Source organism: Microbacterium testaceum (assembly GCF_001476655.1).
GTDB classification, from domain to species: Bacteria; Actinomycetota; Actinomycetes; order Actinomycetales; family Microbacteriaceae; genus Microbacterium; species Microbacterium testaceum_C.
The window spans coordinates 1-15,267 of the sequence record NZ_LDRT01000071.1; the positions used below are offsets into that span (position 1 = coordinate 1).

Consider the following 15,267-nt stretch of genomic DNA (forward strand, 5'->3'; position numbering starts at 1 on the left):
AGAACACGGGCACGTGCCCGCGCCGGTCACCCGGCGAGAGGAACGGGGCGGTCGGCGCCTCTGCCGCCGGCGCTCTGCGCGCCGACGACCCCCTCACGCCCGGAGGGCATCGACGAGGTGGGGGAAGACATACTTCCAGGGTACGCCGCTCAGGCGCGGAACTGCGGAGAACCCAGAACGCGCTCGACGGACATCTCGAGCACGACGCGCTCGGGATTGACACGCGGCTGGCGGTAGCGCGCGGCATAGAGCTCGACCGCGTGGGCGACGGCCTCGGGGGCGTCGGTGACGCGAGCGGCGCCCTCGAAGCTGATCCACCGCGCCCCGTCGACCGAGCACACCGCGGCTCGGCCACTGCGCTCGGCGTTGACGAACTTCTGTGTTCCGCGCGAGCCGATGATCCTCACGATGCCGTCCTCGAAGGTGAATCCGACGGGCACAGCGTGGATCCGCCCCCCTCGTCCCACCGTGGAGAGCGTCGCGAGGTGGTACTCGGAGAGGAAGGAGAACGCGTCGTCGGTCAGCACGATTCCAGGGTGCCACGTCCGGCTATGTGCGTGATGGTCCGGGGCCCGGCGTCCCATCGCCGCAGAGAGACGGCACGGACAGCCACCTCCCCTCCCCCGGTCTCGGCGACGACGGCGAGTGCCTCCCCCAGGCGTGCGAGCGGCACGCGCCGGGCCAGCGTCACATGGGGCGTCCACGCGCCGGGCGCGGTATGGCCCTCGCCGTCACCCGGCCCCGCGAGAGAGTGCACCGCGGCATGCAGGTCCAGAAGCGCCGCCGAAGGGACGACCGAGCGGGCGATCACGCGGCTGTTCCCGACCCCGAAGAGCAGCGGCGCGCCCAGGGTGAGATCGAGCGGCAGCTTCGCCTCGAGTCCCGCACCGTCCAGGGGTCCGAGAGCCGTGCGCACGAGCGTCGTCACGTGGGGTCGATTGCTGGCACCCCGGTGCTGCGCTTGGCTGGGAAGTCCGGCGTCGAGGAGGGCGTCCCACTCCCGTCGCACGGCGGCATCGGACTCATCGTCGAAAGTGAGCTCGAGGCTCACGACGGTGCTCACCCCCGCGTCAGCGCGTCGACCACCACGCCGCCGCGACGAGCACCGGCTGGAAGAAGAGCCGCACGAAGCGCTTGCGATCGGTGTCGAGACCGAACGCCGAGCGCCCCTTGCGCCACTGATCGACGTTGCCGGGGAAGATGGCGACGAAGAAAGCGGCGAGGGCGGCCCCCACCCGGCGACGCTCCCGCGGCAGGGCGATCAGCGCGAGGCCGAACCCGGCCTCGACGACTCCGGATGCCACGACCACGAGATCGCGGTCCAGGGGAAGGTCCTCGACGAGGACGTCGGGCACCTGCGCCTGAAAGTCCCGTCGGGCGAATGTGAGGTGCGACACCCCGGCGAAGATCATGGCCAGCGCGAGCGACCACCGTACGACCGTTTTCATGTCCTCACCGTAACTCTGAGTCGCACGGGGACGGTGGGCTTGACGGCGGGGCGTGCACCTACGCGAGAGGGTCGGTTTGCGCAACCCCCGGCCCCTCCCCGAAAAGCGGCGATTGACTGTGACCACACCGGAGAGGAGGGGCCGTATGACGATCACGGACATGCCGCAGGCGAAGACCGAGGATGCCGACGTCGATCGGCTCCTCGCGCTCGCCGTCGGCGGGGACCGGCAGGCGTTCGGGATGTTCTACGACCTCACCGCCGGACGCGTCTACGCCCTCCTGCTCGCACTGACGCAGAATGCGTCGCGCTGCGATGCTCTCCTCGAAGAGGTGTACGTCGAAGCCTGGGAACGCCTTGTCGGCAGAGGCCTACCGCCCTGCCCCGCGAGGGAATGGGTTTCCCTCATGGCGCACCGGCGCGCAGCGCTGGCCCGCTGACGAGGAGATCTAGACCGGGCGCGCTGCCGAGGGCTCCGCCGCCCCGATGTCGACGGTCAGACCGCCGGACGAGTTGGCGGAGTTCGCGTACGTCTGCAGGAGAGCAGGATCGAGCATCTCCGGCTCGCTCTCACCGAAGACGAAGCGCAGAGGAATCGAGGGCTGGAGCCAGATGGTGCTCCGGCCGGCCGACTCTCCTTCGGGGTGCCGCCATGACAGCGTGAAGCTCTCTCCGCGGCGGAGCTTGGTCGCGATCACGACCTTGATGTGCGCGAGCACACGATCCGGCATCTGAATCGGCTGGGCCGAGGACCCATAGAACAAGGAGCCCATGGAGGGCCTCCTTCCGGCGATCGTGACAAGGAAAATTTTACTAGATCGCCTAACTATCACCTAGCGGAAAGGGGGACTCGGACCCCCCTTCGTCCGAACTAGTCGGCGATGCGCGAGGTTCGTAGGCATGCGTGAATCTCGTTCACCTAACTAGACTGTGCGCTCGGGCGGTCAGGGCGACAGGAGAATGATGACGATCGTGGAGAACGAGGACCCTTCGACGGTGGCCGCCCGCGCCGTCGAGCGGCTGCGACTGGCCGAGGCGCGCCTCGCCCGTCGGCGTCAGACCGACTGCGGCCCGAGCGAGAATGCGCGCGCAGCCATGCGCCTCATCCTCGAGCGCGCCGATGAGGGACTCACGGTGACCCCAACGGAGATCGCTCAGGCGCTCGGGGTCTCGACCGCCTCCGTGACCGGCATGCTCGACCGCCTGCACGCCGGCGGCCTGATCGGATTCATCGCGAATCCCGATGACCGACGGAGCAAGTTCGTCATCCCGTTCGACCGGTCCACGGACGCCGACGCCATCGACCCGGTGACCGCACGGATCCGGGAGTACGCCCTCACCCTGCCCGCGGATGCAGCGGGGTACATCGCGACCTTCCTCGACCAGGTGCGCGAGGTCGTCGACGCGGAGTGCAGCTGAGGCCTAGGCGGAGCGAGCCTCGGGCGAATCGGCATCCGGTTCGGCGATGACGCTCAGACCGTTGGCCGAACTCGCTTCGTGCATCAGGTCGTCGATCCAGCGCCGATTCAGCTGGGGCGCCCGACTGCCGTAGAAGTGGAAGACGAGGGGGATGGACGGGTGGATCCACAGCGTTCGCGTCCCGCTGCCGTCACCGACGGGGAAATGGAACATGAACGGCTCGCCACGGCGGAGTTTGTTCATGAAGACCACGCGCAGGTGAGAAAGCGTTCGGTCCTCGATATCGAAGGAATGACCCAACGCGTTGTAAACCAGTTTTCCCACTAATCCAGAGTACATCCCCCACCGTGATTAATTACCCGAGAGCATCGGCCGCCCTCGGTGAGGAAACGCTCGGATAGAGTCCATTCGTGGGGAGAGCGCATCGTTCGAATCGGTCGCGCCGCCGCATTCCACGGGTTCTGCTCATCGTGGGTGCCGTGGTGGTCGTCGTCGCACTCATCGCCGGGATCGCCGTGGTCGGAAGCCTCGTCTCGTCCCTTTTCCAGACGCTCGGGGCCCGTCCTCCCGCCGTGGACACCAAGATCGTCGCCCCCGACGAGTCGAAGGCCGCGATCGCGGCGAAAGACCCCTCCGCCACACCGGAACAGGCCGCCGCCGCGAAGTGGCTCGCCGCCCAACCGACGACCTACTGGCTGACACCGGAGATCGACCCTCTCGACGAGGTCTGGGACCGCATCGCGCACCTCGCCTCCGAAGCTCGGGATCAGGATGCCTCCCTCTCGGTCGCCGTGTACGGGTTGCCGGATCGCGATTGCGGGAACCACTCCGCGGGCGGACTGGATCCCGACTCGTATCGGGACTGGACGAAGCGGATCGGCGACGCGCTGCGAAACGCTCCGGACATCCAGAAGATCGTCATCCTCGAGCCCGACAGCATCGCTTTGTCCTCGTCCTGCGGCTCCCCCGCGGATCGCGCCGGCTACCTTCGCACCGCCGTGGACAACATCCGTGGGACCAACACCTGGATCTACCTCGACGGGGGCCACTCCGCCTGGCATCCCGTCGACGAGATGGCCGGGCTCATCTCCGCGACAGGACTCATCGGCGACGTCCGTGGCATCGCCCTGAACGTGTCGAACTATCAGGACACGGCGGCCGAGTTCGCCTATGCCCACGCACTTTCCGAGAAACTCGGCGGCACCCACGCGGTCATCGACACGTCGCGCAACGGTGCGGGTCCGGCGGGATCGGAATGGTGCAATCCCCCGGGCCGGCTCGTGGGTCCCGCCGGGGGCTCCTTCGGCGACGGCGTCGTCGACACCACACTCTGGATAAAGCCGGCGGGGGAAAGCGACGGTGAATGCAACGGCGGACCGGCCGCGGGCACCTGGTGGCCCGAGGCTGCCGTCGAGCTCACGCGCGAGAGCCGCTGAGGCGAAAGCTCCGCGCCACCGGGCCCAAGGGCCCTCTGAAATGTGTAAAGATGTGGCTCGGTCCGTGTGACCGCCGCGTCTCGGGGGAGAACGCGGGCACGTTTCCGTGCGAACCAGAAGAGTGGGTGCGATGAGCGACAGCACGGAAATGCTGAAGACGGCCGTGATCGTGGAGGACGACCCGGACATCCGTCATCTCCTCGTCGAGGTCTTGGAGGCGGCGGGGTTCTCGACGGTCTCCGTCGGCAACGGCATCGATGGTGTCCGAGCCGTGATCGCCTACCAGCCCCTCATCACGACGCTGGACGTCAACATGCCCGGCATCGACGGGTTCGAGGCGGCGCGCCGGATCCGGCAGCAGAGCGACACTTACATCATCATGCTCACGGGTCTCGAGGAGGAGGCTGACGTCGTCCTCGGCCTGGGGGCCGGCGCCGACGAGTACGTGGTGAAGCCCTTCCGCCCCCGCGAGCTGCGCGCTCGGATCGAGGCGCTTCTGCGGCGCCCCCGCTCCGGAGGCGGAGCCGCCGCGGGCGCTCCCCGTCAGGACCGCGTGGGTCCGTCCTTTCCGGCGGCACGCCCCGAGCAGCAGACACCCCCGGCAGCGCCCCCGGCCGCGGCGGCGAGCGTTCCTGTCGTCGTGCCGTCCTCGCAGGGGCCGGAGCCGAGAGATCCTGTCGGCAGCGAGTTGGCACCGCGCTCCTCGGAGGCCGTCGTCCGCTCGCACGGGGCGGTCACCCCGACGGGTGCACCGTGGATCGTGCACCGTGACCTCCAACTCGATCCGGACAGCAGGATCGTCCTCGTCGGCGGCGACGAGCTCGAGCTCACGCGGACCGAGTTCGATCTGCTGGCCACGCTCATGGAGTCAAAGCGGCGTGTGCGGAGCAAGGCCGACCTCACGCTCGTGCTGCGCGGGGAGTCGTACGTCACCAGCTACTTCGTCGGCGAGGCCGACAAGCGGGCGATCGAGGCGCACATGACCAATCTCCGACGCAAGCTCGGGGACAACCCCGCCAACCCGCGGTACATCGAGACGGTCCGCGGGGTGGGGTACCGCCTCACCTCGGAGCTGATGGCCGCGCCCTGATCATCGCGCTTCGCGTATACGACGGATGCCTCGACCCTCCCCAGGGTCGAGGCATCCGTGTTTCTGATGCGTTCGGGTCGCGATCAGATCGGGTGTCCGTCAGACCTTGAAGCCGTGGTGACGACGGACGAGCTTGGAGAACATCAGGAGGGTCTGGAGGACGGTCACGACACCGACGATCGGCCAGCCGATCCACAGGATGGAGGACTGCGCCATCGGGCCGACCATCACCCAGATGACGGCGAGAGCGACGGCGACGGCGATGAGGACGACCATCGGGGTCCAGTGCCCCAGTCCGCCACCGCGTTCGGCTTTGGCCTGCATCGCCCAGTTGTCGACCTTCTTGCGCGACAGGAAGCGCGTCCACGAGCGGACGAAGTGGCTGATGCGGATCCACATGAAGATCTCCGCCGGGAAGAACAGCACGGCGAAGAGGATGTCGCGGCGGTTGACGGCCTTCATCGTGCGGGCGATGCGCAGGTTCAGCAACATGGCGATCACGGGCGGGATGAGCCACAGCGGCGAGAAGACGAATGCGCCGATGGACAGCGAACCGGCGAGCAGGGTGAGGAAGGCCACCCGGACGAACAGGTTCGTCAGCATGCCGAAGTTCTCGAACCAGCGCAGGCGCAGGTTGGGGTGGAACGGCTGCCCCTTCGTGTCCCCGCGCTGACCGGGCCACATGAGCTCGATCGCGCCGTAGGTCCACTTCACCTGCTGGGCGTCATACCCGGAGAGCGTCGTCATGCCGCCCACGTCGGCGCGGGCGTACGGGCTGATCTTGGTCAGGTAGCCGGCGCTCTTGATCTGCAGCGACAGGAGCGAGTCCTCGACCTCCGAGTCCTTCACCCACGGTGTGACCTGATGGTTCTGCTTCATCGCCTCGCGGAGCGCGTTGGTCGAGAAGATCGAGAACTGCCCGCCCAGCACGGCCATGTTGCGGCCGCGGAGCATGTTCTGCAGGTTGAACGCCGCGAACTGCGTGCGCTGACCGGCGGTCAGGAACTTTCCGATCAGCCCCTTGATGGGCCGATCGTCGATCGTGTAGATCGCGGAGATGCCACCGATACGGGAGTCCGAGACGGCTTCGGTCTCGAGGTACTCGACGGCCTTGCTGTCGGCGATGGTGTCCCCGTCGACACCGAGCAGATAGTCGTACCCTTCGACGAGCGAGTAGCCGTAGTTGAGCGCGCCGACCTTCTTGTCGGGGTTCTTACCGATGTCATGCACGAACACCTCGGTGAACTGTTCGCCGAGTTCCGTGACGACCTCGTGCGGGCCGCTGTACTCCGAGGCGATCTTCACGGTGTTGTCCGAGGTGTTGTTGACGACGACGTGGATGACGTCGGGCACGCGGGTCTGGCCGAGCAGCGCCTCGATCACGTCGGCGATCGACTCTTCCTCGTTGTATGCGGGGATGACACAGCCGATCGTCGAGCGGTGGACCGAGGTGTTCTCGAGGACCGCCGCGAAGTCATCGGCGAAACCGTGCTCCGAGGCCGCTGCGCCGGTCACGTCGTCGGACGTGTAGGCGAGCGCCTTGGTCTGGGGTGCGAAGCTGCGCGCATCGGTCATGGCGGGTGTCTTCCTGTTCGGAGGGGGCGGCGTGTCGGCCAGGTCCCACTCTGGTAGGTTCACCGCAAGACGCCCGCCGCGATCCGGCATCGTCACCGCAAGATATCCTCAAGATCCGCTCCGGGAAGCAGAAGCAGAAAGCGCCCGCCGATGGCCGTCCTCGATCTCGTCGCCGCCATCGCCGCCGCGTCGGTCGCTGTCACCGTCCTCTTCCTCGCACACGGACGCCACGGCGACGATCGCGGTGGGCCGCGCGCCGAGTTGGTCCGATACTTCGGCATCGCCGCGCTGGCGGCGCTCGCCTGCGCGGTCCTCAACCTCCTCGAGGAGGCGGGTGGCGGCGCTTTCGCCGCTGCCGCGGGCAACGCGACGAACGTCCTGGCACCGGCACTCGCCTGGGCCGGGATGCGGCGCCTCAACGCTCGACGGGCCATCGGAGCCGTCAGCGCGGGCGCGGGCGCCATTCTCATGCTGGCCGCCACCTACGTCGTGTCACTCGACGAGGCGACTCTCCTGAAGACCGCGGCGATCGCGCTGTTCAGCGCCTTCACGGCGATGGAGGCGCGCCGCCGCCCTGTCGACGCCGTGGCGGGGACACCCCTTCTCGCGTGGACGATGGGAGCCTTCGCGGCCTACAACGCCGGCCGGGTCGTCGTCGCCTGCACGGCGGGTATGCACTCGCCGCTCTGGGAGAGGACGGCCTCGGCCGAGATCACATCGATGGTGAGCGCGCTCACGATCATCGTCGTGGCCGCCGCCACCGTCCAGATGGGCCGTCAGCTCGACGATGACCCTGCTCCCGGCACGCGGGCGCATGACCGCGGCGCGCTCCGGCGGGACGCGGAGGATCTCCTTCGCACGCACGCCGGCGTCGACGTGCTGATCGTCCGGCTACCCGAGCTCGACCTCATCCGTACCGCCCACAGTTCAGAACGAGCCGAGCAGATGCTCGCGTCCCTCGTCGAGGCCATCCGCACAGCGCTCCCCGGCGGCGCAGCCGGAGTGCCCGCACGCGACACCGTGTTCCTTCTTCTGCCCGTCGGCTTCGTCGTCGACGACGTCGAACGCACGGTGAGCGAAGCGTTCGCCGGTGCCATGCCGGCGATCGGTTATGACGACACCCCGGACCTGTCTTTCGAGCATCACCGCGTAGAGGACGTCGACGGGGTGTCGCTCCTCATGGAGAGCCGACGCCTTCGGCCACGCCAGGGCGTCACGCACGGAGTCCCGGCGGCGGGTCAGCCCTGACCGCCGGTGTCTCCCCACCCCGGCGCGCGGCCGGTCGTGTCCGTGGTCGCGCTCTGAGGGGCAGCCTGCGAACCGTTCGTCGAGATCGCGATCGGAAGGTACTGGTACACGGTCTGCTGACTGAACGACGTGTCGGTGTTCGCAGATCCCTCGACAGCGACATTCAGCGCGAACTCCAGAGTGATCCCGTACGTGTCGTTCGGCAGCTGCCGGATCGAGGTCGAGGGCACCAGCAGGCCGCCCTGGAAGCTGTTCAGGAGAAGGCCGCGGTCGGACCGCTGGGTGTCCGACGGCACGAGCGTGCGCGGGTCGGCGCTGAACTGGAACGGATTCGACACCTGGCCGCCGGTCTGGGCGGTCTGCGAGGTGATCGACACGGCGGACAGGTAGACGCGGCGCTTCTGAGTGAGAACCGCCTTCTCGTCGACACGGTGGTCGACCACGTTGACGGCGAAACCGAACTGCTTCTCGTTGGCGGGGGTCCACTCCATCGTGCGTTTGGGGTTGACCGCCCAGACGTCCAGTCGCACCTCGAGTCCATCGGCCACCTCGGATGACAAGCTGACCGAACCGTCGTAGGTGAACCGCGAGTCGAACGGCATGCTCGACGCGGCCGCCTGCGGGGCAGCCGTGGGGACCACCACGGACTGGTTGGTCGAGGAATGCCCTTGGAAGGCGTTGAACGCGTCGACGACCTGGGCGCATCCACTGAGGGAGAGCGGACCCACGACGAGCGCGGTGGCGAGAGCGAGCGCGCGCAGAGCGCGTCGGCGAGGGGTCGAGGTCACGGGTTGCTCCTGAGGAGAGGGCGCAGGGGGCGCAAAGGTCGCTGAACGACCATCACACTGCGGGATGCAGGCCTCAGGGGGAGTCTGACCGGACGACGTGCCCGGGTGGGCACAAACGGCGAGCAGAGACAGGATGGCGCGCAGAAGACTACACCACCGTCGATACACTCGAAGAATGTCAGGGGGCAGGAGCGTTCCGTCGGCAGTGCCGGTCCAGGTGCCGCCGAACGACGAAGGGTCCAGCCCCAGCAGCCGGACGAGATCCGTGTGGCTGCTGCAACTCGTCCTCGGGGCCAGCGTGGTCATCACCGTGCTGCTCACTCAGGCGCTCGAACCGTCTCTGTTCGCGGTCTGGACCTTCTCCACGGGCGTCGCCATCGTCATCGCTCTGACCGCCGTCGCGATCATCGTGCCCTGGCATCGCCTGCCGCGGAACGCGGTGGCCTTCATCCCCTTCGGCGACATCATCGGGATTGGGCTGCTGAGCTTCGGAACCGATCTGCGATTCGGCTTCTTCTGGGTGTTCCCGGTGACGTGGATCGCCACCCACTTCGCCGTCAGCCTGCTCATCGGCACGCTCGCGACCGTCGGCGTGATCATCGTCATCGACGCGGCAGCCAACGGCTCGGGCCCGGCCACCGCGCTTCGGCTCATCGTCGTGCTTCTCTCGCTGACGTTCATCGGGATCACCGCGTACCTGTCGTCCCGGCAGACCCGCGCCTTCAAACAGCTGCTCCGACGGCAGGCCAGCAGGTTGCAGGGCACGCTGCAGCGGGTCACCGGACAGGAACGACGGGTCTCGCAGGTGCTGAACGGTCTGGACACCGGTATCGCGCGCATGTCGAGCGACGGCGAGATCCTCGCTCTGAACGACACCTACCTGTCCCTCTATGGGATCGACCGCGACGAGCCGCAGCGCCCCGGCAGCGCCGTCGAGTACGCCACGCTGCGGGGCGAGCCGCTCAGCGAATCGGAGCGCCCCTTCGCCCGCGCCGCACGGGGCGAGCAGTTCGACGACGAGCGGGCGTGGCTCTTCGACGCCGATGGCAACTGGCACGCCCTCTCCGCTTCGACACGGCGCCTGGTGTCCTCCGACGAACCCGAGAGCACGCTGCTGATCGTCCACGACATCACTGCCCTCATCGAGGCGGAGCGGGCGCGCGAGCGACTGGCTGCGACGGTCTCGCACGAGCTGCGCAACCCGCTCACCGCGATCATCGGCCACGCCGACCTCGCCCTGGACGACCCGAACCTGTCACCGAAGGTACGTGAACAGCTCGAGGTCATCGCGGGCGCGGGCGAGCGCATGCAGAAGCTCATCTCCGAGATCCTGGCGAACTCCCGCGGAGTGTTCCGCGAGAAGGAAGCCCCGAGGACAGCAGACGCCATGCGCATCATCACCTCCTCGCTCGAATCCTTCCGGCCCGCCGCGGCCTCCCGTCGGGTCGCCATCTTCGATGACCTCCCCGAGACCGCGGAGGTCGTCGGTGACGCGTTCCGTCTGCGACAGGCTTTCGACAACATCCTGAGCAACGCCATCAAATACACTCCCGGCGGCGGCTCGATCCGCCTCTCCGCGGACGTCGATGATGACAATGTGGTGTTGCGCTTCGCGGACACCGGTATCGGCATTGCGGCCGAGGACCTGCCCCGCATCTTCGATCCGTACTTCCGCTCGCGGGCCGCCCGCGACAGCTCGGCCCCCGGAACGGGGCTCGGGATGGGAATCGTCCGCGGAATCATCGAGGAGAACGGCGGCACGGTGAAGATCGAGAGCGAAGTCGAATCCGGCACCACGGTCACGGTCACCCTGCCGGTCCCGGCGAAGGACCGGGAGGAATGACAACGGTCGGCACCCTCGCGAACCTCAGCCTCGCGCAGGCCACCGTCACCAGCCTCGCCTCGATCATGATCGTCAGCCTGGGATTCCTTCCCCGCCCCTCCCGCGCGGCGCTCCTGTGGTCACTGGCCTTCCTGCTCGCGATGGCGAGCACGTGGACGTCCGTCGTCGGTGTGGCGATCGGCGACGAGTCCGTCCGCCGTGTGGGGCTCGGACTGATCCTCGGCGCCCCGGCCCTCATCTGGTCGGGATTCCGTGCGCGGCGCGGTGCGCGTGCCCTGCCGTGGGTCGGTGCCGTGCAGGGCGTGTGCTGCGCGGCCGTGTTCGTCGCCGCCCCGGATTCCGCCGCCTACGGTCTGTGGTTCCGCCTGGCTTTCCTCGGCGCGGCAGCCTTCGCGGGGGTGACCATCTGGGAGCTCCGTCGCTCAGCCGACTCCCACGAGCGACTCATGCTGCCGCTGCTCGTCGTGTCCGCGGGATTCGTCATGCTCGCGTTGGCGAGCATCGTCTCGGCCATCGCTGCGCCCGCGACCGTCGGCGATCTGCAGCTCCCCCGCCTTCTCAACGGGCTCGCGATGCTCATCTACCTCGTCTGCGCGACCGTCAGCCTGCTGTACTTCACGTCCGTCTCCCCCGGCTACGCACTGACGGCGACCGCGTGGCCCCAGTTCGCGGTCACGGCATCCGATCGCCTCGTCCGCGCCCGCCGTGCCGGTGAACCGGGCTGGGTGGCGCTCTCGATCCAGGTGGACGATCCGGTGCATCTTCGCAGCGCGGCCGGCGACAACAACTGGTCGCACATCATCTCCGCGTTCGAGAGGGTCGTCACCGAGGCGTTCCCCGCGGAGTCCGATATCGGTCGGAGAGCGAGTGGTCACCTCGTCGTCCTCGTGGCGCGCCCTGATCCGGTGGTGCGCGAGGCGGTCCGCACCGTCCTCCGGCGATTCACCGAGATGGATGCCACCTCGTGGATAGCGGTCCAGCTCTCAGCGAGCGTGGGCTGGGTCCCCGCCGAAGCGGCGGACTTCGATTTCGACACCCTGGTCGAGAACGCGGATGCCGCAGCGTCGATGGCGCGGCGCCTCGGGGGCGACCGGTGGGAGCGCGTGCGGCTCTGAGTCAGCCCGTGGACCCGCCACCCGCGATGGCCACCGTGAGCGTGTCGCTGGCCGTCTGCTTGGCGTACTCCTCCGAGGTCGGCGTCGCCTGGACGAGGTACTCGTAGGTGAACTGGAGGGTGACAAACGTCGCCTCCGCGGGGACCTCTCCGACGTTGAAGGTCTGGGAGTAGCTGTACGGCGAGAGGACGAGGTACCCGGGGGCGTTCGACTGGTCGGTCTGCGCGGCCAATGGCGCGAAGGACTGCGTCTCGTTCCCCGGAACGGCGGTCATCGTCGCGCGCTGCAGGTAGACCTTCTGGCCATCGTCCGGGGTCACGGTGGTGACCATGGAAAGGCTGACCGGCTTGAGTGCCGTGGGGCTCCACTTGTCCATGGAGAGCGTCGACCAGTAGTTCACCGTCGCGGACACGGCACCGGCGGTGACGGTCCTCTGCGTCGACCCGCTCGACAGGTCGTTTGCGACCGGCTGGGGCGCCGATGTGAAGACCTGAGTCGGCGTCGGAGACGCGGAGTCGGCATTGCCCCCCTGAGCCCAGGGCGGAACGCCGCACCCTGAAACGGCGAACATCATCAGTCCGACCATCGCACCCAGCGCGATGCGCCCCTTTCGCACCGTGCTCCGCATGCGACCTCCCCGATTTCGGGTTAAGTCTAGGGTGAGCCCATGTCGCCTCGGCCCGACACCGGGCGAGATCGCCTTATGGTTCCTGCGTGACGGAGACGAACAACCGCCGGTCCGGCGCTCGGTATGGACGAGCCTTCGCGTGGTGCGTGGCCGCCACCCTGGTGCTCGGCGTCTTCATCACGCTGTGGGTCGGTGTGCGCGCGAGCCTCGCCGTCACTCACCTGAGTGCCGCCGCGCACGCGGTTCAGGATGCCGAGACCGCCTCGGACGACCCGCTCGCGCTCGCCTCCGTCCTCCCGACGGTGCAGAACGAGACCTCGGCGGCCCGGGAGCTCACGAACGATCCGATCTGGTCGCTGAGCGAGACGCTCCCCTGGATCGGCCCCCAGCTCGCGGCCCTGGCCGCGACCTCCCGCGCCCTCGACGACGCGGTGTCGGGGGGAATTGCTCCGTTGGCGTCCGCGGCCTCCGGACTGTCCACGGATGCGCTCCGACCGCAGGGCGGCGTGTTCGACACCGGCACGATCGCCGCGCTCGAGCCGGCCGCCCGCACCGCGTCCACGCAGCTGCACACGGCCGCCGGAGAACTGTCCGCCATCGACGATCGGCCTCTGCTCGGTCCGCTCCGCGACGGCGTCACCCGCGCGCGCGATCTCGTCGACCGGGCTGCCAACGCGGCAGATGCCCTCCACCGCGCCGCCCTGCTGATCCCCACCATGCTCGGAGCAGACGGTCCGCGGTCGTATCTGGTGCTCTTCCAGAACAACGCGGAATGGCGCTCACTCGGCGGCATCGTCGGAGCGCTTGCCCAGGTCGACACCGACGGCGGCCGCATCGCGCTGGTCGACCAGGCATCCACCGCCGACTTCCCCCCGGGGACCGATCCCCCCGTGGTCGATCTCTCCGAGGAGGTGCGCAACCTCTTCGACACCCGACCCGCTCGCTACATCCAGAACGTCACGCAGGTTCCCGACTTCACCGTCGGCGCCCCGATCGCACGCGAGATGTGGCGGCATCTTCGCGGACGAGATGTCGATGGAGTGATCGCGATCGACCCCGTCGCGCTCGGCTACATCCTGGGAGCGACGGGCCCTGTCACCCTCCCCACAGGCGACCAGCTCACGGCCGACAACGCCGTCCCCCTCCTCCTGCAGGAGGTCTATCAGCGTTACGCCGACCCCGCGCAGCAGGACGAGTTCTTCCGTGCGGCGTGCGCTGCCGTCTTCGCCGCGCTCGCCGACGGGCGTGCAGATCCCGGCCGACTCATCGAGGCGCTGGACCGCGCGGGTTCCGAGGGACGCCTCCTCCTGTGGAACGCGGATGCCGGCTCTCAGGCGGTCCTCGACGGCACGACGCTGCAGGGGAGGCTTCCGACGACGGATGCCGTTCAGACGACCTTCGGGGTGTACTTCGACGACGGCACCGGATCGAAGATGGACTACTACCTCCGTCCCTCCGTCGACGTCGCCTGGTGCGGACAGGATTCCGCGGCCCTGAGCGTGACACTGCGCAACGACGCCCCCGACCCCCGCACGCTTTCGTCGTACGTGACAGGCGGAGGCGAGTACGGGGTGCCGGTGGGCGAGGTCCTGACGGGCGTCTATGTCTACCTCCCCGCCGGGGCGCGGCTGGAAGACCATAGCTCCACGGGGACGGGCGCACCGGCCGGCTTCGCCGGCGGCACCGAACAGGGCCGGCAAGTGCTGAAGTGGTCCGTACAACTGGCTCCCGGCCAACAGGCTCACCTTGAAGTGCGGGCGTCCACGCCCCGGACCACACGTCTCGACGCAAAGGTCACACCCACAATCTCCGGCCCCCTGATCGGGCAGGAGATCGCAGGTTGCGACGCCGGGGAGCCGTAGGCCTGTGCGCACGCCACGCGAGCATCGTCGCGCCGCCCCTGGTGAAGTCTGCCGCCCACGCTCGTGAATACGCCGGTGTGCGACGGGCCTCCTACGCCACCCTCCGAGAGACTGTCGGGAGGAGCGATCCTCACCAGCCGAGATCCGACGGGTCGCTCTTCGACTTCCACCGGCCCACTGTGCCACCGAGATGGGGACCCACCATGAAAATCACGATCCTCCGCGCCGCTGCCGCGATCTCGCTGGCCGCAGCCGCTCTGCTGGCGCCGACCGCCGCCAACGCCTACGTCGACCCGTCCGTCGCCGTCGCGACGCCGAGCTCCATCGCCCCCGGGCAATCCTCGACCTTCACGACCAACGGTGCCCCTTTCACCGGTGACGAAGAGGTGCTGATCTCCATCACCGGAGAGAACGCTTCGGGAGTGACCCTCGGCATGGTCAAGGCCATCGTCCAGACGAACACGACACTCCGCGCCCACGCGAAGGCGGGCGCGCTCGCCGTCCCGATCACATTCCCCGCGAACGCCAGCGGCACGTACGCCCTGACTTTCACGGGTGCGACCAGCGGTACGGTCGTCCGCTCGCAGGTCACCGTCTCGAGCGCGAGCGCGTCACCCAGCACCCCGCCCTCCACCGGAGGACTGGCGAAGACGGGCATCGACGGTGGCGCCACGACGGGCTTGTGGATCGCCGGAGGTGCCTTGGTCGTCGCCGGAGCAGCGGTGGGCGCGGGAGCGGTCCTGCGTCGCCGTCAGCGGGTGACGGCGTAGCTCTCCGCCGCGAGCCCCCTCACCGGGAACGAGAAGTGGGACCGCC

Annotated in this window: 17 protein-coding genes; 9 read left to right on the top strand and 8 right to left on the bottom strand. The window is 68.4% G+C overall.

The features are described from left to right. Positions 1-149 precede the first annotated feature (149 nt). The 3 genes from NS220_RS11005 to NS220_RS11015 are packed head-to-tail and all read right to left on the bottom strand — an operon-like array spanning position 150 to position 1,448. Positions 150-527: a PPOX class F420-dependent oxidoreductase gene (locus tag NS220_RS11005; RefSeq protein ID WP_242864601.1), complete on the bottom strand. Its 378-nt coding sequence runs from the start codon at positions 525-527 to the stop codon at positions 150-152. Further along, the gene (locus NS220_RS11010; RefSeq protein ID WP_058624099.1) at positions 521-1,063 is read right to left on the bottom strand and encodes a 2'-5' RNA ligase family protein; all 543 of its coding nucleotides are present in this window, start codon (positions 1,061-1,063) and stop codon (positions 521-523) included. Before NS220_RS11010 ends, NS220_RS11005 begins: the two co-directional genes overlap by 7 nt. A 7-nt stretch (positions 1,064-1,070) precedes the next feature. Continuing rightward, positions 1,071-1,448 (bottom strand): DoxX family protein, encoded by a 378-nt coding sequence (locus NS220_RS11015; protein WP_058624100.1) that lies wholly within the window; start codon positions 1,446-1,448, stop codon positions 1,071-1,073. A 145-nt stretch (positions 1,449-1,593) separates the two neighbouring features. On the opposite strand from NS220_RS11015, the gene NS220_RS11020 reads away from it, so the two are divergent. Further along, positions 1,594-1,887, top strand: coding sequence for a hypothetical protein (locus NS220_RS11020; protein ID WP_058624101.1), 294 nt, complete (start codon positions 1,594-1,596; stop codon positions 1,885-1,887). 9 nt (positions 1,888-1,896) lie between these two features. Here NS220_RS11020 and NS220_RS11025 read toward each other — a convergent pair whose 3' ends face one another. Continuing rightward, positions 1,897-2,220, bottom strand: a complete 324-nt coding sequence (locus NS220_RS11025) for a DUF7882 family protein (protein WP_058624102.1) — start codon at positions 2,218-2,220, stop codon at positions 1,897-1,899. A 190-nt stretch (positions 2,221-2,410) separates the two neighbouring features. Between NS220_RS11025 and NS220_RS11030 the strand changes: the two genes are divergently transcribed. Then, the gene (locus NS220_RS11030; RefSeq protein WP_193755344.1) at positions 2,411-2,866 is read left to right on the top strand and encodes a MarR family transcriptional regulator; all 456 of its coding nucleotides are present in this window, start codon (positions 2,411-2,413) and stop codon (positions 2,864-2,866) included. Between the two features lie 3 nt (positions 2,867-2,869). Here NS220_RS11030 and NS220_RS11035 read toward each other — a convergent pair whose 3' ends face one another. Further along, a complete protein-coding gene (locus tag NS220_RS11035; protein WP_058624104.1) occupies positions 2,870-3,190 on the bottom strand; it encodes a DUF7882 family protein in 321 nt (106 codons plus the stop codon). An 86-nt stretch (positions 3,191-3,276) separates the two neighbouring features. On the opposite strand from NS220_RS11035, the gene NS220_RS11040 reads away from it, so the two are divergent. Together NS220_RS11040 and NS220_RS11045 are read left to right on the top strand one after the other, a co-directional pair. Next, positions 3,277-4,302, top strand: coding sequence for a glycoside hydrolase family 6 protein (locus tag NS220_RS11040; protein WP_242864602.1), 1,026 nt, complete (start codon positions 3,277-3,279; stop codon positions 4,300-4,302). A gap of 130 nt (positions 4,303-4,432) precedes the next feature. Further along, on the top strand, positions 4,433-5,392 hold the full coding sequence (locus NS220_RS11045) for a response regulator transcription factor (protein WP_193755345.1): 960 nt from the start codon (positions 4,433-4,435) through the stop codon (positions 5,390-5,392). 99 nt (positions 5,393-5,491) lie between these two features. On the opposite strand, the gene NS220_RS11050 is transcribed toward NS220_RS11045, so the two are convergent. Next, on the bottom strand, positions 5,492-6,967 hold the full coding sequence (locus NS220_RS11050; RefSeq protein ID WP_058624106.1) for a glycosyltransferase family 2 protein: 1,476 nt from the start codon (positions 6,965-6,967) through the stop codon (positions 5,492-5,494). Between the two features lie 150 nt (positions 6,968-7,117). Here NS220_RS11050 and NS220_RS11055 point away from each other — a divergent pair, with 150 nt between their 5' ends. Then, positions 7,118-8,215 (top strand): hypothetical protein, encoded by a 1,098-nt coding sequence (locus NS220_RS11055; RefSeq protein WP_058624107.1) that lies wholly within the window; start codon positions 7,118-7,120, stop codon positions 8,213-8,215. Here NS220_RS11055 and NS220_RS11060 read toward each other — a convergent pair. Continuing rightward, a complete protein-coding gene (locus NS220_RS11060; protein WP_058624108.1) occupies positions 8,206-9,003 on the bottom strand; it encodes a hypothetical protein in 798 nt (265 codons plus the stop codon). The genes NS220_RS11055 and NS220_RS11060 overlap by 10 nt on opposite strands. A gap of 175 nt (positions 9,004-9,178) precedes the next feature. Here NS220_RS11060 and NS220_RS11065 point away from each other — a divergent pair, with 175 nt between their 5' ends. Next, positions 9,179-10,846 carry a sensor histidine kinase gene (locus NS220_RS11065; protein ID WP_081323126.1) on the top strand — a complete coding sequence of 556 codons (1,668 nt, stop codon included), beginning with the start codon at positions 9,179-9,181 and terminating at the stop codon, positions 10,844-10,846. Further along, a complete protein-coding gene (locus NS220_RS11070; RefSeq protein WP_058624109.1) occupies positions 10,843-11,961 on the top strand; it encodes a hypothetical protein in 1,119 nt (372 codons plus the stop codon). The genes NS220_RS11065 and NS220_RS11070 overlap by 4 nt, the downstream gene beginning before the upstream one ends. Position 11,962: 1 nt before the next feature. Here NS220_RS11070 and NS220_RS11075 read toward each other — a convergent pair whose 3' ends face one another. Beyond that, positions 11,963-12,589 (bottom strand): hypothetical protein, encoded by a 627-nt coding sequence (locus NS220_RS11075; RefSeq protein ID WP_058624110.1) that lies wholly within the window; start codon positions 12,587-12,589, stop codon positions 11,963-11,965. Positions 12,590-12,675: 86 nt separating this feature from the next. Here NS220_RS11075 and NS220_RS11080 point away from each other — a divergent pair, with 86 nt between their 5' ends. Beyond that, entirely contained in the window at positions 12,676-14,451 is a 1,776-nt protein-coding gene (locus NS220_RS11080; protein ID WP_058624111.1) for a DUF4012 domain-containing protein, read from the top strand. A gap of 203 nt (positions 14,452-14,654) precedes the next feature. Further along, the gene (locus tag NS220_RS11085) at positions 14,655-15,221 is read left to right on the top strand and encodes a hypothetical protein (RefSeq protein ID WP_058624112.1); all 567 of its coding nucleotides are present in this window, start codon (positions 14,655-14,657) and stop codon (positions 15,219-15,221) included. The last annotated feature ends 46 nt before the right edge of the window (positions 15,222-15,267 follow it).